Below are 21,726 nucleotides of genomic sequence, written 5' to 3' on the forward strand. Positions count from 1 at the left end.
ATAATAATACACGATGAGAATCAAAAAAAGGGCAAAAGTATTCATTATCAATCTAAAAAAACACAAAGCCTATTTTACTAACTCATTCAATAATGAAATAACCTTAAATAATCTTAACGCTGTTTGTATACCAAATATTAATTCCTAAAGAGATTATGCTACTCTTTTGCTTTTTAAGAAAAACTATTAAAATTAACTCATTTGAGAATATTCTTTAGGAGTCATTCCTGTTTGCTTTTTAAAAAAACGGGCAAAGTTACTTGGGGTTTGGTCACACAATTTAACAGCAATTTCTGATACGTGTAAATCTGAATACTTTATAAGAGATTTAGCTTCTAAAACTAACATTTCCTTTAATAAATCTTGAGCAGTTTTATTAACACTTGCCTTTACACACTTATTTAAATAGTTGGGAGATATATTTAATAAATCGGCATAATCAGAAATTTGTTTATACTTATAAATATACTCTGTTAAGGCTTGCTTATAGGCTTCAGTTATTCTAAAATAAGAATTCTTACTTTTATTAGTTTCAACAACCACTTCTTTATGAACTTCCTCGAAAAAAGTTAATAAATAAGATGCTACAAGATTTCTTCTTGTCTTCTCTCCTGTCTTATACAAAAGCAACATTCGTTTTAATATGTTTTCACAATTTACTCTTGTTTCTTCTGATAATTTAACTACTGGATTAGATTGTAATTTAAAAAAAGAAAACCGATCTATTAAATAGCCTTTTGGTAAAAAATCAAACAAACTTTGATCGAAATGACAAAAATACCCTTCAGCATCATCACTCATTCTTGAATGTTGAGTAATTTGAAAAGCAGGTAGAAAAAATACTGCTGGACCATCAAATTCTATATTATTTAGCCCCTTACTTCTTTTTGAATATCCTTTTGTTAAAAACAAAAAATCGTGAACTGTTTTTCGGTGAGGACGCACTTTAAAAGCAGCTTTATTTTTAATAATATCTAGATTGTTAACATGATAATCTTTATACTTAACATTAGATGTTTTAGGAATAGAACCAAAAAGAGAATCGTGATAACTACTTATTTCCGATACATTTAAAGTTGGTATTTTATTTTGTTCTGACATATTTTAAATCTACATTTTATTTTCATTAAAATGAAATTTTAAACTAAAAAAAATATATTTCAGAAACAAAAACCAAAATTATTTTCAAGCATCTTATACTACAATTTTAATCTATTATAGCAACAGCTCTTGTCCATCCTGCACTAGCCTTTTCTATTTTAGTTGGAAAACAAGATACCTTAAAACCATATGGAGGCAACTGATCTAGATTAGATAATTTCTCTATCTGACAATATTCTTTATCAATCCCAACATAATGCGCTTCCCAAATAATTCCAGGTTTTGGATTCTTTTTATATTTTTCTACTTGAATATGCAAAGGTATATCCCAACCCCATCCATCTGTCCCTACTACTTTTATACCTTGATCAATTAACCAATGTGTTGCTTTTGCCGAAGCACCAACATGAATTTTCACATAATCATCATCATGAATTCTTTTATCTGCATCACATCGTATAAGCACAATATCAAAAGGTTTTAACCTGTAATTAATAGCTGCCAGTTTTTCTATTAAATCTTCAGGTTCAATTAAATATCCGTCTGGCTTATCTGTAAAATCCAAAACTACACCATCACTAAAAAACCATTCTAATGGTAATTCATCTATAGTTCTTGAAGGCTCACCATTACAGGTTGGTGAATAATGATACGGAGCATCAACATGAGTACCAGAATGAGTTGCTAAGCTTATTATTTCTCCAGCCAATCCTTTGCCATTCATAAAAATATCTCCTTCTACATCTTTAAACAATATTTTTCCAATATTCTCTACACACTCTTCATGGTTTTCATAAGCAATTTTAGTTGGAAGCGGCTCTTTTACCTTCTCAGATATTGTAACTGATAAATCTATAACTCGCATAATTAATTTCTTTTATAATTTATTATCACCCAATCTTTTAACAAAATTCAACCTATTAATTCAAAAAAAAACTATTGCTTAAATATTTATAAGCGATAATTAAAATTCTCAAATCCACAAACAACAAGGCTAAAAACCAACTATTTGATAAATAAGTTGTAAATATTTTACAAAAATGACAAAAAAAAATCATTTACAAGAATCAATTACAAGCTATAAGTATTCAAAATCAATCATTTTTTACATTAAAAACAGATATACCTAACATATTGTATTCTAAAGCACTCAAATACTAAGCTTTTCTAAATTCGCCAGGTGGCACTCCTACTACTTTTTTAAAAAGCCTACTAAAATAAGCAGGGTCATTAAAATTTAAAAAATATGCAATCTCCGAAACCGTATAAGAGGTATTTAATAAGTATTTTTTTGCCTCACTAATTACAAAACCTTGAACAACCTTTAAAGCAGATTCACCTACAACCGCATGACACACCCTATTAAGATGCATTTGTGTTATATTTAATTTCTCTGAATACTGTTCAATTGTTAAAGGGTTTTGTAGCGACTGTTTAATTAGCTTTTGAAAATTTCTAAAATGCACCAATGTTTTGTTAGATGCATTTAATTCAACATATTCATTTTCATACCCTTTTCTATATAGCTTTAAAAAAAGTAACTGAAAATAAGATTGAAGACTAAATTGTTTTTCAACACGGTCTTCTAAAATCTCATTTTTTAATTTATGAACTAAATATGTAAAATCATCAAAAGATTTGATATTATCATTATAAACAAATTGGCTTAACTTATTTAATTTCAAATACAGCTGTGCATTATTTTTTAAAATACTTTCAAAATAATTATCAGAAAACGTCAATACATATCCTTCTATATTAGAATCAAAACTAAACCCATGCATAATAGATGCTGGAACATTAATAACACACGGACTAGAGATAACTATTTTATTTTTCCCAGAAATCAACACGCCTTTTCCTGAGCGTATTATAAACATCTGAAATAATTCTGAATGCACGTGCTGACTTATTTCCCATGCATATATTTTGCTTCGCTTTTCTAAGGACTCAAAATGAATAAAATCTGATATAAAAGAGGCTTGGTTATCACCATAAGGTCCTTTAAACTGTAATATAGGCTTCATAATATGTTAATATATTACACTATAGTTAATTATACATAAAAACAAATTAAATTTTAATTTACTGTAAATTAAACATTTATATTATTAATTAGCAAAAAAAAGAAAACAATATTTTACAAAATGTTAATTTTGTGCAATTATAAAATTATTTAATCCAACACTAAACCTGTCTAATTAAATATTTTTGAAGGAAACAAAATAAGTGTCATGAGTAAACTAATTTATAACCAATTTGATATGGAGGTACAACCTTCATATAAGGCTCCAGATTACAAATCTACTATCCTTAGAGCTCCCAGCAAACCTTTAATTATCACAAAAAAAACACTATCTGAATTATCAAGTCCTGTTTTTAAAGATTTTGAATTAGGATCCTTAGATCATGACTTAACTAAAAATGCAATAAAAGATGGCGAACCTATTGGAGAGCGTATTGTAGTTAGTGGAAAAGTAACAAATGAATTAGGACAACCTATTCCTAATACTTTAATGGAAATATGGCAAGCAAATGCTGCTGGAAGATATGTACATAAAGCAGACCAACACAATGCTCCATTAGATCCAAATTTCTTAGGCGCTGGTAGATGTATGACTGATGCAAATGGAAATTATAAATTTTACACAATAAAACCTGGTGCTTACCCTTGGGGAAATCATCCGAATGCATGGCGACCTAATCATATCCATTTTTCGCTTTTTGGAGGCGATATTTCTAGCAGACTTATTACACAAATGTATTTTCCAAGTGATCCACTATTAGAATTTGACCCTATATATAATGCTATTCCTAAAAGAGGAAGAGAATTATTAATTTCAAGTTTCGACCTTACTGCAACAGAACCCGAATACGCATTAGGATATCGATTTGATATTGTTTTAAGAGGACACAACGCAACACCATTTGAAAACAAATAACCATGGCAACAACAAATAAAACATCACTACAAACACCTTCACAAACAATAGGCCCTTATTTTGCTTACGGATTAACACCTGAGCAATATGGCTATAATTTTAAAAGTTGGATTGACAATAAAATGGTCGACCCTTTAAAAAACACAGACACAATAACCATTTACGGTAAAGTTTATGATGGTGAAGGCAACACAATAAATGATGCCATGATAGAATTATGGCAAAATGATGGAGAAACTAAACTGTTTGGTAGATATGGCACAGGTACCGATGCAGACAATCGATTTTCTTTTTCAACTATTAAACCTAACTCTATTGATGGTCAAGCACCTTATATAAACGTTATTCTTTTCATGCGCGGGCAATTATTACACTCATATACACGCATTTATTTTTCTGATGAAGCACTAAACAATAGCGATATTACTCTAAAATCTATCCCTAAAGAAAGACAACATACTGTAATAGCCAATAAAACTAGTGAAGGTTACGAGTTTAATATTTATATGCAGGGATTAAAAGAAACTGTATTTTTTCAAATTTAATAGTCAATTTTCATGTCTTTATACTCTGAAACATTTTACTCTACTGAAATAAATCAGCTATTATCTGATAAATCTGTAATAATTAATATGCTAAATACTGAAGCAACACTTGCTAAAGCTCAAGCTGAATTAGGTTTAATACCTATTGAAGCTGCTGAAATTATTGCATTTAGCTGCAATGTTGAATATATAGATATTGACAAATTAAAAACCGACATAAAACTGGGTGGAAATGCCGCTATTCCATTAGTACAGCAATTAACAAAAGTTATAAAAAATTCTAATTTTGAAGCTTCAAAATATGTGCATTTTGGCGCTACTAGCCAAGATATTATAGACACCTCTTCTATCCTTTTAATAAAACAAGTTATTTCTTGGATGGAAAACAAGCTAAACATTCTAGAAAAAAGCTTAATAAATATTACTAAAGAACACAAACACACTATTGTTATAGGTCGCACCTTACTACAGCAAGCACGCCCTATAACTTTCGGATTAAAAACCGCAAATTGGCTAGAAAGTATTACCCGATCTAAAATTAGATTGCAAACAGTTAAAGCTAATGTTCTACAAATACAATTAAGTGGTGCTGTTGGTAGCGGCAACAACAATATTACAGATGAAGTTCAAATTAAATTTGCCGAACATTTAAATCTAAAAAACACTTCTCCATGGCAGTCGCAAAGAGATGGTTTAAACGAATTAGCTAGTATTCTTGGGATTTTAAGCGGTTCTCTAGGCAAAATTGCAAAAGACATATCCTTAATGATGCAAACAGAAGTTTCAGAAGCATTTGAAGGCGCTCAAGAAGGCAAAGGAGGATCTAGTACCATGCCACACAAAAGAAACCCTGTAACATGCGCACTCATATTAAGTAATAGCACCAGAACACCTGGACTAGTATCTACAATGCTATCAAGTATGCTACAAGAGCACGAGCGGTCTGCAGGTTATTGGCATGCCGAATGGGAAACATTAACTCAATTAATAGGTTTAACATGCGGTTCTATTGAAAAAAGTATTGATTTAATTGAAAATTTAGAAGTAGACACAGAACGCATGCTTCAAAATGTAGAAATAACAAACGGTCTTATTTATGCAGAAAAAGTAGCTTTTGTATTATCAAATACTTTAGGTAAAATGCAAGCACATGAAGCTATCAAAAAAGCATGTAAACGCTCTATTTCTGAAGGAAAACATTTAAAACAAATAATTATAGAAACACACCCTGAAATAAATAATATTGACACACTATTTCAACCAGAAAATGCTATTGGAAATAGCGTAAAATGGGTTGAAAAAATTCTAAATAATTATTCTTAAACTTTATTAAGAACTACAACTTAAAACTAAATAAAATGACCAAGAATACCACTACATTCACTATGAATGAATCTTTCCCAATGAATGCTTGGTATGCAGTAGCATGGGATGTAGAATTAAAGCATGAGTTGTTACCAAGAACTATTTGTAACAAACCCTTAGTTCTTTATCGTAAAAAAGATGGTACTCCAGTAGTTTTAGAAGATGCTTGTTGGCACCGCTTACTTCCGTTATCAAAAGGAAAACTACGAGGAGATACCGTAGTCTGTGGTTATCATGGATTAGAATTTAATAACGAAGGTCAATGCACTTATATGCCCTCTCAAGAAACCATTAATCCTTCTGCTTGCGTACGCTCGTATCCTACTGTAGAAAAACATCGTTTTATTTGGGTATGGATGGGTGATCCTGCAGTTGCAGATAGCAACAAAATACCAGATATGCATTGGAATAATGATCCTGAATGGGCAGGAGACGGAAAAATGATTGAAGTTAAATGCAACTATAAATTAGTAGTTGACAATTTAATGGATTTAACACACGAAACGTTTGTACATTCTGAAAGTATTGGTGATAGAAATGTAGCCGAAGCTCCTTTTGATGTACATTATGATGAACATACAGCTACAGTAACCCGTTGGATGAAAGGTATTAAACCACCTCCATTTTGGCATGGTCAATTAAATAAAAAAATAAAGCATGATGGCTTAGTTGATCGTTGGCAAGTTATAAAATTTGAAGCACCTTGTACCGTGAATATAGATGTAGGTGTTGCTGTTAGCGACACAGGTGCTCCCGAAGGCGATAGATCTCAAGGAGTTAATGGCTATGTATTAAATACCATTACACCTTCTACAAATCAAACCTGCTATTATTTTTGGGCTTTTAGCAGAAACTACAATCTTAAAGATCAAAGCAATACCACCGAACTAAAAAACGGTGTAGCTTCCATCTTTGCACAAGACGAAGACATACTTGAAGCACAACAGAGAGCTATAAACACAAATCCAACACGAGAATTTTATAATTTAAATATAGATGCTGGTGCTATGTGGGCTAGAAGAATTACAGACAAAATGGTTGAAAACGAAAATCAAGACTAATGCGCTACAGAAACACTTGGGTTAACGCCACCATTAACAATACCGAATTAATAGCTAACAATGTCATGAAAATACAATTAACTCCTGAAAATGGTGTTAAAAATTTTACTGTTGGCTCACATATAGACGTTTCCATCTTAATAAATGGAGTTACAGAAATTCGTAGTTACTCGTTAGTAGGTCAATATCAACAAAAAAAGCCTTATACCATTGCTGTAAAACGCCTACCCTCTAGTCGTGGTGGATCAAACTATATGTGGTCTTTAAAAAAAGGAAACCAAATAAAAATCTCTCAGCCTACCAATCATTTCGAATTAAAATACAATGCCAGTGATTATTTACTTATTGCTGGAGGTATTGGAATCACACCAATATTAGGTATGGCAGAGCAATTGTGCTCAAGAAAAGACATTAGTTTACGAATGTTATATTTAGGTCGAAATAAAGAAGAAATGCCTTTTATAGAACATTTAAAAACACTTTTAGGTGATAGACTAGAATTACATTACAGTGACGAAAGCGGGTATTTTGATATGGATAAACTAAACACTTTAGCAAATAACCAGACACACATATACCTATGCGGCCCCTTATTACTTATGAACAGTGTTCGTAAAACTTGGGAAGCTAGTCCTTTTGAAAATACACATTTACATTTTGAAACATTTGGAGCTTCCGGCTTATTTGCACCTCAAAATTTTACAGTAAAAATCGCACGTTTTAATAAAGAATTAGTTGTAGGCGAAAACCAAACCTTATTGCAAGCTTTAGAAGAAGAAGATTTAGAAATCATGTACGATTGCAAAAAGGGAGAATGTGGCTTATGTCAAGTTGATATTATAGAATATACTGGTGATATAGACCACCGTGATTTATTTTTTAGTGAAGAAGAAAAAAGTAAAAACTTAAAAATGTGCGCTTGCGTAAGCAGAGTTGCTAACGGACACGTAGTAATTGACACCGCTTACAGAAGCAACATTTAATATAAAGACTGAAAATAAAAATGAAAACTAATTATAAAATTCAAGGAACCCCCAATAGTCCAGTACTAATGTTCTCTAATTCTTTAGGAGCAGACCTAAAAATGTGGGATGAACTTGTACCATATTTATTGCCGTATTTTAGAGTTCTTCAATATGACACTCGTGGACATGGACAAAGTGAATTAACTGAAGGAACTTACACTATAGCTATGCTTGGTCAAGATGTTATTAACCTTCTTGACGAGCTTCATATTGATAAAGTCTATTTCTGCGGATTATCTATGGGAGGATTAATTGGACAATATCTAGGCATAAACCACCCAGAAAGACTACACAAGTTAATTATCAGTAATACCGATTCTAAAATTGGTACAGTAAATCGATGGAATGAACGTATTAAAACCATTAACAAACAAGGTATGCAAGCTATTGCAAATGCAACTATGGAAAAATGGTTTACAGAGAGTTATCATAAAACAAATCCTTCTCGAATTGCAGAAATGAAAGAGGTGTTTTTAGCCAATAGCACATTAGGTTACACTGCTTGTTGTGCTGCCATTGGAGCAGCTGATTTTAGATCGGAAATCAAAAAAATCTCTTTAGAAACCCTTATTATCACAGGAGATGAAGATGAAGTCACAAATATAGCTCAGGCAAAAGTTATGCAAAAAGAAATTGCAGGGGCAGAACTAAAAGTATTTAACGCCAGACATTTACCTAGCACAGAATTACCGGCATACTATGCGGAAACACTCATCGATTTTATAGTAGGAAATAAAACTTATGATAGAGGTATGCATGTTAGAAGAACCGTTTTAGGAAATACACACGTTGATAAATCTACTCTAAACAAAAATGAATTCAATAGTGATTTTCAAGAATTCATTTCACACTACGCGTGGGGAGAAATTTGGACAAGACCAGGACTAAACAAACATAATAGAAGCTTAATAACATTAGCAATGCTAATTCCACTTAACAGAAAACCTGAATTTAAAATGCATATTAAAGCTGCTTTTAATAATGGTGTTACTAAAAATGAAATCAAAGAAGTTATTATGCAATCTGGTATTTATTGTGGGCTTCCTGCTGCTAATGAAGCCATACACACTGCAGAAGAAGTCTTTAACGAATTAAGAATTTAACTTCTACCTAAATGAAAGCAATTAAAACACAAGTTGGCATTATTGGCGCTGGTCCTGCGGGATTAGTTTTAGCACACTGGCTAAAAAAACACGGTATTGCATCTGTTATCATAGAACTGCGCTCAAGACCTTATGTTGAAGGCAGAGTAAGAGCAGGATTATTAGAACAAAACACCGTTGATATTATTAAAGAATTAGGATTAAGCAATCGCTTAGAAAAAGAAGGTATTGAGCATGATGGTGTGTTTTTAAGTTTTGACGAAGAGCGAATACATGTACCTTTTTCAGAATTAACCGACGGTAGAAAAATAACAATTTATGGCCAACAAGAAGTTATAAAAGATTTAACTGACGCTTGGTTAGAACAGGGAGAGCAACTTTATTTTGAAGCTGGAGCCAAAAAGATTGTAGATTTTGATACAGATAATCCAAAAATTCATTTTGAAAAAGATGGTAAACCAGGTGTTATAGCATGTGATTTTGTTGCTGCTTGCGACGGTTTTCATGGTATAGGAAGAAAAACAATGCCAAAAGACAGCTATAAATCTTATGATATAACCTACCCTTTTAGTTGGTTAGGAATTTTAGCTAATGTTACACCATCTACTGATGAATTAATTTATGCGTATCATGAAAATGGTTTCGCATTACACAGTCTTCGTTCTGAAACTGTTAGCCGCTTATATTTACAAGTAGATAATAATGAAAATTTAGATGATTGGCCAGACGATCGTATTTGGAAAGAGCTTTCAACACGATTAGCAACCAAAGGCTGGGAATTAAAATCAGGCCCCATTTTCGACAAAAGCATAACACCAATGCGAAGTCACATGATTGACAACCTTCGTTATGGTAATTTATTTTTAGCTGGAGATGCTGGCCATATTGTACCGCCTACAGGAGGAAAAGGCTTAAATTTAGCTGTTGCAGATGTTAAACATTTAGTTGATGGATTTGTAGATTATTACAAAAACAATTCTACAAAACAACTAGATAATTATACTGAAGAAGCACTGAAAAGAATTTGGAGAGCACAAGATTTTTCAAACTTTATGACCACGCTTTTTCATAAACAAGATACACACGGCTCTTACACATACCGTTTACAAAAAGCAAAAATTGATTATATAAAAATGTCAAAAGCATACAAAACAACCATTGCCGAAAACTATGTAGGCATGCCATTTAAATCATTTGAATAATATTATAAAATATGAAACAAGTACCGCAAATAACTGCAAAAGAAGCAGCAGCATTAGTAAAGAATGGAGACACTATACTAGGTGGAGGTTTTGGAATGACAGGAAACCCTGTGCATATTATCCACGCTTTAGCAGAAACCAACACTAAAAACTTAACTTTTATAGCCAATAATGTAGGTGAACCTAATATGGGTGGAGGACGGTTATTAAACAATGGTCAATTAAAAAAAATGATTGGATCTTTCTTTACGTCAAATCCAGAAGCTGTAAAAGCAGCTCAAACAGGCACTATTGAATACGAATTATTACCCCAAGGTACATTAGCAGAAGCTATTCGAGCTGGAGGAGCTGGAATAGGCGGGTTTTACACACCAACTTCTGCCGGTACATTAATTGCAAAAGACAGAGAAACAAAAAACATTAATGATATAGAACAAGTTTTTATCGAAGGTATTCGTGGTAATGTTGCTATTATAAGAGCTTGGAAAGCTGATACTGCTGGAAATTTACAATACCGAATGACCGAACAAAACTTTAACAGAGCTATGGCAACAGCAGCAGATATAGTCATTGCTGAAGTTCAAGAAATAGTTCCAGTTGGAGACATTAATCCTAACGAAATTCACACACCAGGTTGTTTTGTTGATTTTTTAGTTCAAAAAACATTATCTGAAGCAGACTTAGGAACTTCTGCATCCGTGGGATCTTCTAAAGTTATTGATGAAAAGCGAATGAATATGGCTAAAAGAGCTTTTACAGAATTAAATAAAGGAGATGTTGTAAATTTAGGCATAGGAATACCAACACTTGTTGCAGATTTAATAAAACCTGAAGACGGCATTATTTTACATACCGAAAATGGTATGCTAGGTGTTGGTCCAGAACCAGCAGATGGTAAAGGCGCCATGTATTACCCTGTAAATGCAGGTAAAGTCCCTGTTACAGCATTACCTGGAAGTAGCTATTTTGATAGTGCCGATAGTTTTGCAATGATACGTGGTGGCCATATAGACGTTGCAGTAATGGGTGGTTTAGAAGTAGATGCCTCTGGAAACTTAGCCAATTGGGCTGTACCAGGAAAACCATTATTAGGTGTTGGAGGTGCCATGGACTTAGCATCTGGAGCAAAAAAATTAATTATAACTTTAAGACACACAGATCGATCTGGCGCATCTAAAGTTGTAGAAAAGTGTACATTACCTATAACAGATTATAATTGTGTAGATATGTTAATTACAGAATTAGCTGTTTTTAAATTTATAGATAGTCAATTAACACTAATTGAAATATTACCAGGAAGCTCATTAGAAGAAGTGAGATTGAAAACAGAAGCCAAATTTATTGAAAAACTAAATTAAAGAAGCATGAGAGAAGCATATATAATTGACGCTTTAAGAACCCCTATAGGAAGTTTTAGAGGCATATTAGCACCTGTTAGAGCAGATGATTTAGCTGCAATACCTATAAAAGCTTTATTAGAAAAATATCCTAATGTACCTAAAAATGCTATTGATGATGTGATTCTTGGTTGCCACAACCAAGCAGGAGAAGACAACCGCAATGTAGCTCGCATGGCTTTATTACTGGCTGGACTACCCTACTCTGTACCTGGAGAAACTATTAACAGATTATGTTCTTCTGGTATGTCTGCAATTATTCATGCTAACAGAGCTATTAAAGCTGATGATGGCGATGTTTTTATTTCTGGAGGCATGGAACATATGTCTCGCGGGCCATTAGTAATTTCGAAACCTACATTAGCTTATGGAAACAATTCAAAAATGGAAGATTCTAGTTTTGGATGGCGTTTTGTAAACAAAAAACTCCATGAAATGTACGGTACAGATGCCATGGGAATTACCGCAGAAAATTTAGCTAAATTGTATTCAATAAGTAGAGAAGATCAAGATTTATTTGCTTATAACTCTCAAATGAAAGCTAGTAAAGCTCAAAAAAATGGCGTTTTAGCAGAAGAAATTTGCTCTGTTGAAATACCTCAAAGAAAAGGAGATGCTATAATTGTTAACCAAGATGAATTTATTAAACCTAATTCATCTTTAGAAAAACTAGCAACACTTAGAACTGTATTTAAAAAAGATGGTACAGTAACTGCTGGAAATGCGTCTGGATTAAATGATGGAGCCGCAGCCATGTTAGTAGTATCTGAAGAAGCTTTAAAAAAATATAATTTGAAACCAAAGGCTCGCATTGTTACATCTGCAGTTGTTGGTGTTGAACCTAAAGTTATGGGAATTGGTCCTGTTTACGCTACAAAAAAAGCGTTACAAAAAGCAGGATTAAAACTAAGCGACATGGATGTTATGGAATTTAACGAAGCTTTTTCTGCACAAGCCTTAGCTTGTACAAGACAATTGGGACTCGAGGATAACGACCCAAGAATCAATCCTAATGGAGGCGCTATTGCTATTGGACATCCACTTGGCATGTCTGGAACAAGAATAGTGCAAGCAGCAACAAACGAATTAATTAGAACAGGAGGCAGATACGCATTAGCAACTATGTGTGTAGGTGTTGGTATGGGTTATGCCATTATTATTGAAAATACCAATAAATAATAATAATTACAAGTCTTAAAAAAAAGAAAAAACTAACAGGTACTTAAAATTATATATTGATTTAGCTAAGAAAGCAAAATAATAATTTAAGTACTTGTTTTTAACTAATGCTGCATTACTTCCCAATACAAAAATTAGCAAAAATATTACCAAGTAAATCATCGCTTGTAATCTCACCAGTAATTTCTCCAAAGTAGTATAATGCTTGACGAATATCTATAGCCATTAAGTCTCCTGAAAGCCCTGATTCTAATCCGTGCTTAACTTTATCTATTTCATCTAAAGCTTTTAATAAAGAATCGTAATGTCTTGAATTTGTAATAATTGTGTCGTTATTTCTTAAAGCACCTGTATTAACAAAACTGAGTAATTTATCTTTTAGTTCATCGACACCTAATCCGTTTTTAGCTGATAACAAATGAATATTTTCAATATCCTTTTGCAGAATTTTTATCTGATCTTCATTTAATTTATCAACCTTATTAGCTACAATCAACAAGGGTTTTAAAGGGTATTTATTTTTAATCTTCTCTACCTCTATTTTAAAAGTATGCACAAAAGATTCATCTTTAAAATTATTACTATCGGCAAGAAAAACAACTACCTGAGCTTGATCTATTTTTTCAAAGGTTTTTTTAATACCTATACTTTCTACTACATCCTTTGTTTCGCGAATACCTGCAGTATCAATAAAACGAAACCCAATGCCTCCTATAGATATTTCATCTTCAATAGTATCTCTTGTAGTTCCTGCTATATCTGAAACAATGGCTCGCTCTTCATTTAGTAAAGCATTTAAAAGTGTTGATTTACCAACATTTGGCTCACCAACAATAGCAACAGGAATACCATTTTTAATTACGTTACCAACAGCAAATGAATCGATTAATCGTTTTAAAACAAAGCTTATACGCTCTACTAAATCTTTAAATTGACTTCTATCAGCAAACTCTACATCTTCCTCTGCAAAATCTAATTCAAGTTCTATGAGTGAAGCAAAATTCATAAGTTCTTCTCGCAGTTTCGCGATTTCAGATGAAAATCCGCCACGCATTTGTTGCATTGCTATTTGATGAGACGCCTCATTATCACTCGAAATTAAATCGGCTACTGCTTCAGCTTGAGATAAATCTAACTTACCATTTAAAAAAGCACGTAATGTAAACTCACCAGCTGTTGCCATACGGCATCCTTTCCGAAGAAATAATTGAATAATTTCTTGTTGAATATAATTTGACCCATGACATGAAATTTCTATTACATTTTCACCTGTATAAGAATTTGGGTTTTTAAAAACAGATACCAAAACTTCATCTATAGTTTTCTTATCATCAATAATATGTCCTAAATGAATGGTATGCGTTTTTTGGCTACTAAGTGATTTTTCACTTTTTACAGATTGAAAACAACTATCTGCTATAGATAAAGCATCTGCTCCAGATAATCTAATAACTGCAATAGCTCCTGCTCCTGAAGGTGTTGCTAATGCTACTATGGTGTCTTTATGAATCATATCACAAAAATACTAAATTTGAGATGCTATGCACTATATCTATCAACACAAAACATTTCAATTTTAATCAGAACAACATCAAAAAAAATATTTCCTAGTATAAAAAGAAATAAACACCTTTAATTTGTGATTTTTTAAAACCAGAAATAAATCAATAACAAACTGTTTATCAATAATTTAAACTTGTACTTTAATACAGATACACAATGTTAAAAAAAAACCTTATTTGGAAGTAAGACAAAAAGCACTAGTGACTTCTTACATAATTGTGTGTCAAAACTTTAGATAATTTAAAATAATAATAATTTATAGTTTGAACCACCCCATAACAACGAGGTATAAATTTACAACAAAATGAAAATAATTGAATCAGATTTTTCAAATCAAATTTTAAAATTTGTAAAGAACCAATTAGGTAACATATTTTTTTTCAATCATATTGCGGTTGTAGAGCTTAATGAAGGTGTACATTTTGATATTAATAATTCTTCATTAATTATTGATGAACTTAATTCTTATTTTGGAGAATCTAAACCATATGGTGTTATTGCTAACAGAATTAATTCTTATTCTGTTAATCTTTTAGATACACCATTGTTTAAAAAGCGAGCAAAAAACCTATACGCTTACGGTGTAGTTGCTCATGATCTTGCAAGCAAAATGAATGCCGAAATGGAAAATGATTTCTGTCTTTCAACAAAAGTAAACTACGATACTATTAACGAAGCCATTGATAACGTTTACAACAAAATAAAAAAAAGTGATTTATTTCCTTTAAACTAAATAAATACCATCAGGTTTAATTTCTATTTCCTTTTGCTTATACAACGAGCCAATTGCTTTTTTGAAGTTTTTCTTACTCATTTGAAGTGTGTCTTTTATAAGTTCTGGACTCGATTTATCAGTCAAATTTAAATAACCACTATTATCATGTAATTCATGCATAATACGTTCGGCATTAGGCTCTATATTTCTATAACCTATTTGACCTAAACCAATATCTAACTTGTTTCCTGGGCGGATTTTTTTAACGATACCTTTTAGCTTATCGCCCACACTTATATCAGAGAAAATTTGATCTTTATAAATTAATCCTAAGTGTTTTTTATTTACAATCACATTCATTCCAATATCAGATGGATGCGACACAATTAAATCTACAGCATCAAATTGAGCTACGGTTAATTCATTATTATCTAAAAAACGATTGGTTTTACTAGAAGCAACTAACCTTTCAGATTTTTCATCTAAGTAACAATGTACCAAATACCAACCGCCTGGTTTCATTTTAAAAGCTTGCTCTCTAAATGGGCAAAACAATTCTTTCACTAAACCCCAATCTAAAAAAGCACCATGTTCAGTAACTTCGTTACAACGCAATAAAGCAAATTCACCACGCTTAATATATGGCATATCTGTGGTTGCAACTGGGCGTTGTTCATTATCTAAATACACAAAGACTTCAAGCTTCTCCCAAATTTTAAATTCCTTAGGAACATAACGGTTTGGTAATAACACTTGATTATCATCATCATCAATTAAATAAGCACCGTGATCTGTTTCACGAAGTATTTCTAATGTATTTATCTCTCCTAAATGTATCATTTGGCAAAGGTAATGATATTAGTTTTTTGAAAAAGAAAAAGCGCTACAATAATTGTAACGCTTTTTAAAGAACTTGTTTAAACTTTTTATTTTTAAGTGAAAATTAGAAGTTTTTAGTTCTGTTGAAGTCATTTTTAAATTGCATAGCAGCGCTACGAAAAGAGAAAATGATAAAAACAGAGCTGAAAACAGCAATTTTTTAACAAATAGAAAAAGCTTAAACGAGTTCTATATATAATGCTGCTATAAATTAATATGCAGACTCTTTTTTGAAATGTTTTGTTAATAAATAATAAACAACCGCTCTATATTTATTACGATTTGATTTTCCGTAAGTTTCCATAACAGCGTCAATACCTTTATCTAAATCTGCACTATCAGCAAGACCTAACTTTTTAATTAAAAAGTTGTTTTTTACAGTCGCTAATTCAGACTCATCTGATCCAGAAACCGTTGAAGCATCAGCGTTATAAATTGAAGGACCACAACCAATAGTCACTTTAGTTAATAAATCCATGTCTGGTGTTACACCACATTTGTCTTTTAAATCTGCTGCGTACTTAACAATAAGTTCATCACGTTTACTCATAATAATTTGTTGTTTTTAATGTGTTTATAAATACTTTAATTGATAACCGTTTTAAAGATAACTATTTTTTTAGACACAGCTAATAAGTATAAGTCACATTTTATTTAATAAACTTGAAATAATTTAAAAGCACCTCATCATTTAAATGTTTAGGAGTGAAGATTTCTAGTAATTTAGGTTTTGTACTTTTTTCATAAAAAGATTCCAAACTGATATCTAATGTAGCTTCGTTAGATGCTGTAATATATTCAAAATCATACATTTTACATAAATGTTCGGCTGTTAAATTGTGATTGGTTTCAAAATATGTATCAAAATTCTCGGTATTTTTATGTCCTGGCAAAATTCTAAAAATACCACCACCTTGGTTGTTAATAACAATAATTCTAAAATTATCAGGAACATAATTATTCCAAAGCGCATTACTATCGTATAAAAAACTTAAATCGCCTGTAACAAATATAGTTGGCTTGGTATTTGCAACCGCACACCCTATAGCTGTAGATGTACTTCCATCAATTCCACTGGTGCCTCTATTACAAAACACCTCTAAAGTTTTATTTATATTAAACAACTGCGAATATCTAATAGCAGAACTATTGCCAACCTGCAAAATATAGTGATTAGGAATGGCTTTAAAAATTGTATCAAAAACTTTAAAATCGCTAAACGGTACTTGTTTTAAATACTGCTTATGTTTCAATAAACGTTGTTGTTTTACAGCTATCCAATTAGCTTTATAGTCGCTCTTTACATAATGTGTAATTTTAGGTAAAAAGGCTTCAAAAAATGTATTAGGAGTTGTTTCTATATGCTGGCTTAAACAGAAAAAAGTGTCATTTGCTGATTTTTCATCTAAATGCCAATGTTGCTTAGGCTGATATTTTCTTAATAACTGTTTGATTTTTTTTGAAACAATTAAGCCGCCAAAAGTTAAAAGAATATCGGGTTGTAATTCCTTCTGTTCCTCTTCTGATAAAGGTGCAATAATTTGATCGATACTAGGAAAAAAGGTTTTGTTATGAAAGTTTGAAGTGGTTTCGGTAAACACAACAACACTATCATCTTCAGTCAATTCATCTAACCATTTTTGCTGGATAGCGTTAGGTTGATTCACTCCTACTAAAATCATTTTTTTATTAGCGGTATTCCAATCTTCTAAACATTCTAAAACAATATGCTTCTCAATAGTTTTTTCTTTAATATCGGGCGTCATTACTTTTGGAAATACACTTAATTTATCTACCATATCATAAAGCGGTTCATCAAACGGAATATTTATATGTACTGGCCCTTTCTTTATATTTGAAAAATTTATAGCTATATTAATTTCTTCTTCATTAAAGGTTTGAATATCTTTTTGCAAGCCTAAGAAACGTTCTAGCTTATCCTCTAAATTTTTAATTATTGGCAACTCTTCATTACCAGGAATGTTTTTTTCATCTTTTAAATCGAGCTTTAAATTAGCTGAATATAAAATATGATTTTTAAATACATTTTTCTGATTAATAGTTTGTCCATCTCCAATACCAATTAAATGCTTTGGTCTATCTGCCGATAATACCACTAACGGAATATTGCTATAAAAAGCCTCTGCTACAGCTGGATAATAGTTTAAAAGCGCACTCCCAGATGTACAAAGAACTGCTGTTGGTTTATTAATTTGTTGCGCGATACCTAATGCAAAAAATGCAGCACAACGCTCATCAACAATACTGTAACATGTAAAATAAGAATCGTTTGTAAATCCTATGGTTAATGGCGCATTTCTACTACCTGGAGAAATAACTATATGTTGTATTCCTTTTGCTTTACAAAGTTGAATAACGGTTTGAGCAAGCGGAATTTTAGGGTAAATCATATACTTTTAATCAAAACGTAAAAGTAATAATAGCCTATTAAATACCCTAATTACAAAATACTTTTAATTACTTGTGATTTCGATACGGTTTCCTCCCACTCACTTTCGGCATTAGAGCTTGTAGTAATACCACCACCAACATAAATAATAGCTTTTCTATCTTGAATTTGCATACAACGTAAATTAACATAAAGCTGTGTGCTTTTTTTGGTTATTGCATAGGCTCTGTTTTCAATATTACGTCTACCTGAACGTGGTGCTTTTTTAATATCAAAATTTAACTCACCTAAAAACCCTGTATAAAACTCACGGTTATAATTTTCATTTTTTATAATAAATTGTTTCGCTTCTGCTTTAGGCAAGCCACAAACTGCTGGCGTAGGATGAATATTTGTAATAACCTCCTTTAAAGAAGCATTAGGTTTTAAACGTGCAGAAATCATGGTTTTTAAATGCAATAAATTACCTGCTTTTACAGTTTCAGTATCCGATATTTTTAAATGCTCTACCTTGTTTTGTAAACTATCAACAATATAATCGGTAACAAATTTCTGCTCTTGCCTCTCTTTGTCTTGCCAAACCACATCTAAAGTTTCTTTATAATCTTGTGTACCTGCCAATGCCATAATAGAAAACTGAGAGCCCTCTATTTTTACCAATGTTTCAGGTGTTGCTCCTAACCACAACCCTATTTTTGGATGATACCAACAATATACAAATGCCGAATCATATTTATTTAGTAACTTTTTAAATACAGAAATAGGATTTGTTTCTGAAATAAGAACACGTTCTGTTCTAGATAATACCACTTTTTTAAACTGATTGCCTTTTATGGCCTCTACTCCTGTTTTTATAAGGTTAATGTGAAATTCTTTAGAAGCCTCATCTACATCATTATGCAATTGAGACCTTTCAACTGATTCTGAAATGGCATAAGACGAAGCTATTAACTCTGAAACTTCTAAAGGCATTAAAACCGTTTTTTCGGCATCATCAAATGGAGAAAAAACAAAACCCTTTTCGGTAAAATCTTTAGCAAAAATTAAATCCTCTGTATTTTGTAGTACGCCAATAACCTTTGTTTTATTTGGCTTTCTGTAAACTACAAAAGGTAAGTTAGTGTTGTATTGGCTTTCAATACGTTTAAAAAAATCGTCGTGAATCATTAACTACTGCTTTTTAGGTAACGAAATAGTAGATAGCTTACAAACCGATATTAAATTATTAGCTTCATCGGTAACTCTTATATCAAGCAATTGTGTGGTTCTTCCTTTATGAATAAAAGTAGCTTTTGCATACACAAATCCCTCTTTAATACTTTTTAAATGGTTTGCAGTAATCTCTATACCACGTACAAAAAAATTCTCAGTATCTATAAAAATATGAGACGCAAAACTACCAACACTTTCAGCCAAAGCTGCTGTAGCACCACCATGTAAAACACCATCTGGCTGATGCACTCTAGGTGTTACAGGCATTCTAGCAACTAAAAAATTTTCGCCATAGTCAATAACCTCAATGTTTAAGGTTTCCATTAAAGTGTTTTTACAAGTCTTATTAACTTGCTCTAAAAGTTCTTTCTTAGATAATGGCATAAAATAATTTGTTTTTAACTTTTGATGGTAAATGTACAAAACCGAAGTCAAAAATGAATTCAACAAAAAAAGAAATATCCGGAAATATTTAACGCAAAACAAGTTAATTAAAACCTTCAATAATATTTAATATTGGTATACAGTTTTTACTTTATGCTTACCTCACAAACCTTATTTACAGTATTAAATAAAAAAGCAGTCACTTTCATGACTGCTTTTTGTTAAAATAAATTAGCTATTAATCTAAAAGACTATTGTCTATCTACGGAAATTATTTTCTTAATTAAATCTCCTCTGTTAGTTGATAACCTAACAAATAGTACTCGATTTGTATTTCTTGTCATATCAAACTGCACATTACCTTGTGAACCTTTTTTGTAATTAGTAATATCCTTACTCATAACACGCGCACCACGAATATCATAGATATCAATTGCTATATTGGTATCAAAACTGTAGTTATATCGTATATTAAGTACATTAGAGTAAGGTACCGGATATGCTGTAAAGTCTATCCTTTTAGCAGTCATTGATGATTTACTAAAACTCTGTGATGAAATTTCTTGTTGAGACGGTAAACCACAGGTATCGTTACATTCATTAAAAGCTGTTAAAGGCTCTATATAAGTTGATAATTCTGCTGCCGAATCGAAATCATTGAGACAGAAATTTATTGAAGCTACCTCATTCATGGTTACATCTGGTGTACCATTAAAAATATTAGGTATATTAACTCCGTTAACCACATCAATACATACTAAGTCACCTACAAGATTGTCTCCAAATGTTCCTCCATTATATAATAAATTCAATCTTGCCGCTAATAAATGATGTAATAATGTTTCGCCATTAGGGAATGGAGCAAAATGCTCTGCTATGGCAACTACCGCAGGAGTACAAGAAGGTGGTGTTTTATTCTTTCCACGAGTACTAGCACTATATTTGAACAAGCATGTAATATCACTAGCTGTTAAGGTATATTCTTCACCACAAAGAATAAATCCTATTGTAGACGTTTCGCCAGAACACGAACTTTTACCTTTAACCTTGGTAACTGTACCACCTAGTACACCACAGATTTCTGCTGGGTGATTTTTCCAAAAACCTGGTGTCCATGTACATTCATCAACACACTTCTGGGTAGTAATATCAATTTCACAAGTGGTAATACACAAATTCGCATCTGTTATTTTGAGCGTAATTTTTGTAGCACCTAATGCAAAACTAGAAACACTTACAGTTCCACTTGCATTATTGGGTGAAAATGAAGCACCATTATCACTTGTCCATTCATAGCTGTAATTTGTAGTTCCACCTGTTGGGTTTGCTGTTAAACTAATAGATTCTCCTAAACAAATATTTGTAACCGCACTATTATTTGTAATTGAGCATTGTAGTAAAGGTGGCTGTGTAATATTCTCTTCTTGTGTAAACTCACAAACACCTGTATTACCTTCTCCATCTGGATAGGCGACTTTAATAACATATTTACCCGGTCCATAACTTCCGCCCTCGATCGTAGCCTCGTCTGATACAACAAATGGTCCATCATCTGTAGATAATGAGAAGATTGGTGTACCTGTACCTGAAGTACTTACTATGGTTAATGTGCCATCGGCATCATCATAACATGTTACATTCGT

At 31.9% G+C, this 21,726-nt stretch carries 20 protein-coding genes; 10 read left to right on the forward strand and 10 right to left on the reverse strand.

Features of this window, described 5'->3' with window-relative positions:
• Positions 1-192 precede the first annotated feature (192 nt).
• From ACH5TW_RS06840 to ACH5TW_RS06850, 3 genes are all read right to left on the reverse strand, one after another.
• Positions 193-1,101, reverse strand: a complete 909-nt coding sequence (locus ACH5TW_RS06840) for a helix-turn-helix domain-containing protein (protein WP_439335756.1) — start codon at positions 1,099-1,101, stop codon at positions 193-195.
• A gap of 106 nt (positions 1,102-1,207) precedes the next feature.
• A complete protein-coding gene (locus tag ACH5TW_RS06845; RefSeq protein WP_439335757.1) occupies positions 1,208-1,966 on the reverse strand; it encodes a cyclase family protein in 759 nt (252 codons plus the stop codon).
• Positions 1,967-2,258: 292 nt separating this feature from the next.
• Positions 2,259-3,128 (reverse strand): helix-turn-helix domain-containing protein, encoded by an 870-nt coding sequence (locus ACH5TW_RS06850; RefSeq protein WP_439335758.1) that lies wholly within the window; start codon positions 3,126-3,128, stop codon positions 2,259-2,261.
• Positions 3,129-3,335: 207 nt separating this feature from the next.
• Here ACH5TW_RS06850 and pcaH point away from each other — a divergent pair, with 207 nt between their 5' ends.
• From pcaH to pcaF, 9 genes are read left to right on the forward strand one after another with little or no spacing between them, the layout of a single operon-like run.
• Positions 3,336-4,043 carry a protocatechuate 3,4-dioxygenase subunit beta gene (gene pcaH, locus ACH5TW_RS06855; protein ID WP_439335759.1) on the forward strand — a complete coding sequence of 236 codons (708 nt, stop codon included), beginning with the start codon at positions 3,336-3,338 and terminating at the stop codon, positions 4,041-4,043.
• A gap of 2 nt (positions 4,044-4,045) precedes the next feature.
• The gene (gene pcaG / locus ACH5TW_RS06860; protein WP_439335760.1) at positions 4,046-4,588 is read left to right on the forward strand and encodes a protocatechuate 3,4-dioxygenase subunit alpha; all 543 of its coding nucleotides are present in this window, start codon (positions 4,046-4,048) and stop codon (positions 4,586-4,588) included.
• Positions 4,589-4,600: 12 nt separating this feature from the next.
• The gene (pcaB, locus tag ACH5TW_RS06865; protein WP_439335761.1) at positions 4,601-5,911 is read left to right on the forward strand and encodes a 3-carboxy-cis,cis-muconate cycloisomerase; all 1,311 of its coding nucleotides are present in this window, start codon (positions 4,601-4,603) and stop codon (positions 5,909-5,911) included.
• 35 nt (positions 5,912-5,946) lie between these two features.
• On the forward strand, positions 5,947-7,014 hold the full coding sequence (locus tag ACH5TW_RS06870) for an aromatic ring-hydroxylating dioxygenase subunit alpha (protein ID WP_439335762.1): 1,068 nt from the start codon (positions 5,947-5,949) through the stop codon (positions 7,012-7,014).
• Positions 7,014-7,997 carry a PDR/VanB family oxidoreductase gene (locus ACH5TW_RS06875; protein ID WP_439335763.1) on the forward strand — a complete coding sequence of 328 codons (984 nt, stop codon included), beginning with the start codon at positions 7,014-7,016 and terminating at the stop codon, positions 7,995-7,997. Before ACH5TW_RS06870 ends, ACH5TW_RS06875 begins: the two co-directional genes overlap by 1 nt.
• Before the next feature lie 20 nt (positions 7,998-8,017).
• A complete protein-coding gene (pcaDC, locus tag ACH5TW_RS06880; RefSeq protein ID WP_439335764.1) occupies positions 8,018-9,142 on the forward strand; it encodes a bifunctional 3-oxoadipate enol-lactonase/4-carboxymuconolactone decarboxylase PcaDC in 1,125 nt (374 codons plus the stop codon).
• 11 nt (positions 9,143-9,153) lie between these two features.
• Positions 9,154-10,344, forward strand: coding sequence for a 4-hydroxybenzoate 3-monooxygenase (locus ACH5TW_RS06885; protein ID WP_439335765.1), 1,191 nt, complete (start codon positions 9,154-9,156; stop codon positions 10,342-10,344).
• A gap of 11 nt (positions 10,345-10,355) precedes the next feature.
• Complete coding sequence (locus ACH5TW_RS06890) at positions 10,356-11,702, forward strand: 3-oxoacid CoA-transferase (protein ID WP_439335766.1); 1,347 nt, start codon at positions 10,356-10,358, stop codon at positions 11,700-11,702.
• Positions 11,703-11,708: 6 nt separating this feature from the next.
• On the forward strand, positions 11,709-12,920 hold the full coding sequence (gene pcaF / locus ACH5TW_RS06895) for a 3-oxoadipyl-CoA thiolase (RefSeq protein ID WP_439335767.1): 1,212 nt from the start codon (positions 11,709-11,711) through the stop codon (positions 12,918-12,920).
• A 115-nt stretch (positions 12,921-13,035) separates the two neighbouring features.
• Here the strand turns inward: pcaF and mnmE are convergent, their stop codons facing one another.
• Complete coding sequence (gene mnmE, locus ACH5TW_RS06900; protein WP_439335768.1) at positions 13,036-14,433, reverse strand: tRNA uridine-5-carboxymethylaminomethyl(34) synthesis GTPase MnmE; 1,398 nt, start codon at positions 14,431-14,433, stop codon at positions 13,036-13,038.
• Between the two features lie 354 nt (positions 14,434-14,787).
• Here mnmE and ACH5TW_RS06905 point away from each other — a divergent pair, with 354 nt between their 5' ends.
• Positions 14,788-15,216, forward strand: a complete 429-nt coding sequence (locus tag ACH5TW_RS06905; protein ID WP_439335769.1) for a hypothetical protein — start codon at positions 14,788-14,790, stop codon at positions 15,214-15,216.
• On the opposite strand, the gene ACH5TW_RS06910 is transcribed toward ACH5TW_RS06905, so the two are convergent.
• From ACH5TW_RS06910 to ACH5TW_RS06935, 6 genes are all read right to left on the reverse strand, one after another.
• Positions 15,208-16,038, reverse strand: coding sequence for a CvfB family protein (locus ACH5TW_RS06910; RefSeq protein WP_439335770.1), 831 nt, complete (start codon positions 16,036-16,038; stop codon positions 15,208-15,210). The two genes, ACH5TW_RS06905 and ACH5TW_RS06910, sit on opposite strands and share 9 nt — an antisense overlap.
• Before the next feature lie 250 nt (positions 16,039-16,288).
• Entirely contained in the window at positions 16,289-16,627 is a 339-nt protein-coding gene (locus tag ACH5TW_RS06915; RefSeq protein ID WP_439335771.1) for a DUF2853 family protein, read from the reverse strand.
• A 100-nt stretch (positions 16,628-16,727) separates the two neighbouring features.
• Positions 16,728-18,488 (reverse strand): 2-succinyl-5-enolpyruvyl-6-hydroxy-3-cyclohexene-1-carboxylate synthase, encoded by a 1,761-nt coding sequence (menD, locus tag ACH5TW_RS06920; protein WP_439335772.1) that lies wholly within the window; start codon positions 18,486-18,488, stop codon positions 16,728-16,730.
• Positions 18,489-18,538: 50 nt separating this feature from the next.
• Entirely contained in the window at positions 18,539-19,654 is a 1,116-nt protein-coding gene (locus ACH5TW_RS06925; RefSeq protein ID WP_439335773.1) for a chorismate-binding protein, read from the reverse strand.
• Positions 19,655-19,657: 3 nt separating this feature from the next.
• On the reverse strand, positions 19,658-20,083 hold the full coding sequence (locus ACH5TW_RS06930) for a PaaI family thioesterase (RefSeq protein ID WP_439335774.1): 426 nt from the start codon (positions 20,081-20,083) through the stop codon (positions 19,658-19,660).
• 251 nt (positions 20,084-20,334) lie between these two features.
• Positions 20,335-21,726 (reverse strand): T9SS type A sorting domain-containing protein (locus tag ACH5TW_RS06935; protein WP_439335775.1); only part of this gene is annotated, 1,392 nt, incomplete at its 5' end.

The sequence above is a fragment of the Thalassobellus sediminis genome (genome assembly GCF_044386045.1).
GTDB lineage: Bacteria > Bacteroidota > Bacteroidia > Flavobacteriales > Flavobacteriaceae > Thalassobellus > Thalassobellus sediminis.

Coding starts and splice junctions, on each gene's coding strand:
- ACH5TW_RS06845 (WP_439335757.1), bottom strand. CDS start 1,966: ATGCGAGTTATAGATTTATCAGTTACAATATCTGAGAAGGTAAAAGAG.
- menD (WP_439335772.1), bottom strand. CDS start 18,488: ATGATTTACCCTAAAATTCCGCTTGCTCAAACCGTTATTCAACTTTGT.
- pcaB (WP_439335761.1), top strand. CDS start 4,601: ATGTCTTTATACTCTGAAACATTTTACTCTACTGAAATAAATCAGCTA.
- ACH5TW_RS06905 (WP_439335769.1), top strand. CDS start 14,788: ATGAAAATAATTGAATCAGATTTTTCAAATCAAATTTTAAAATTTGTA.
- pcaG (WP_439335760.1), top strand. CDS start 4,046: ATGGCAACAACAAATAAAACATCACTACAAACACCTTCACAAACAATA.
- ACH5TW_RS06885 (WP_439335765.1), top strand. CDS start 9,154: ATGAAAGCAATTAAAACACAAGTTGGCATTATTGGCGCTGGTCCTGCG.
- ACH5TW_RS06915 (WP_439335771.1), bottom strand. CDS start 16,627: ATGAGTAAACGTGATGAACTTATTGTTAAGTACGCAGCAGATTTAAAA.
- pcaDC (WP_439335764.1), top strand. CDS start 8,018: ATGAAAACTAATTATAAAATTCAAGGAACCCCCAATAGTCCAGTACTA.
- ACH5TW_RS06890 (WP_439335766.1), top strand. CDS start 10,356: ATGAAACAAGTACCGCAAATAACTGCAAAAGAAGCAGCAGCATTAGTA.
- ACH5TW_RS06840 (WP_439335756.1), bottom strand. CDS start 1,101: ATGTCAGAACAAAATAAAATACCAACTTTAAATGTATCGGAAATAAGT.
- ACH5TW_RS06925 (WP_439335773.1), bottom strand. CDS start 19,654: ATGATTCACGACGATTTTTTTAAACGTATTGAAAGCCAATACAACACT.
- ACH5TW_RS06875 (WP_439335763.1), top strand. CDS start 7,014: ATGCGCTACAGAAACACTTGGGTTAACGCCACCATTAACAATACCGAA.
- ACH5TW_RS06850 (WP_439335758.1), bottom strand. CDS start 3,128: ATGAAGCCTATATTACAGTTTAAAGGACCTTATGGTGATAACCAAGCC.
- pcaH (WP_439335759.1), top strand. CDS start 3,336: ATGAGTAAACTAATTTATAACCAATTTGATATGGAGGTACAACCTTCA.
- pcaF (WP_439335767.1), top strand. CDS start 11,709: ATGAGAGAAGCATATATAATTGACGCTTTAAGAACCCCTATAGGAAGT.
- mnmE (WP_439335768.1), bottom strand. CDS start 14,433: ATGATTCATAAAGACACCATAGTAGCATTAGCAACACCTTCAGGAGCA.
- ACH5TW_RS06870 (WP_439335762.1), top strand. CDS start 5,947: ATGACCAAGAATACCACTACATTCACTATGAATGAATCTTTCCCAATG.
- ACH5TW_RS06910 (WP_439335770.1), bottom strand. CDS start 16,038: ATGATACATTTAGGAGAGATAAATACATTAGAAATACTTCGTGAAACA.
- ACH5TW_RS06930 (WP_439335774.1), bottom strand. CDS start 20,083: ATGCCATTATCTAAGAAAGAACTTTTAGAGCAAGTTAATAAGACTTGT.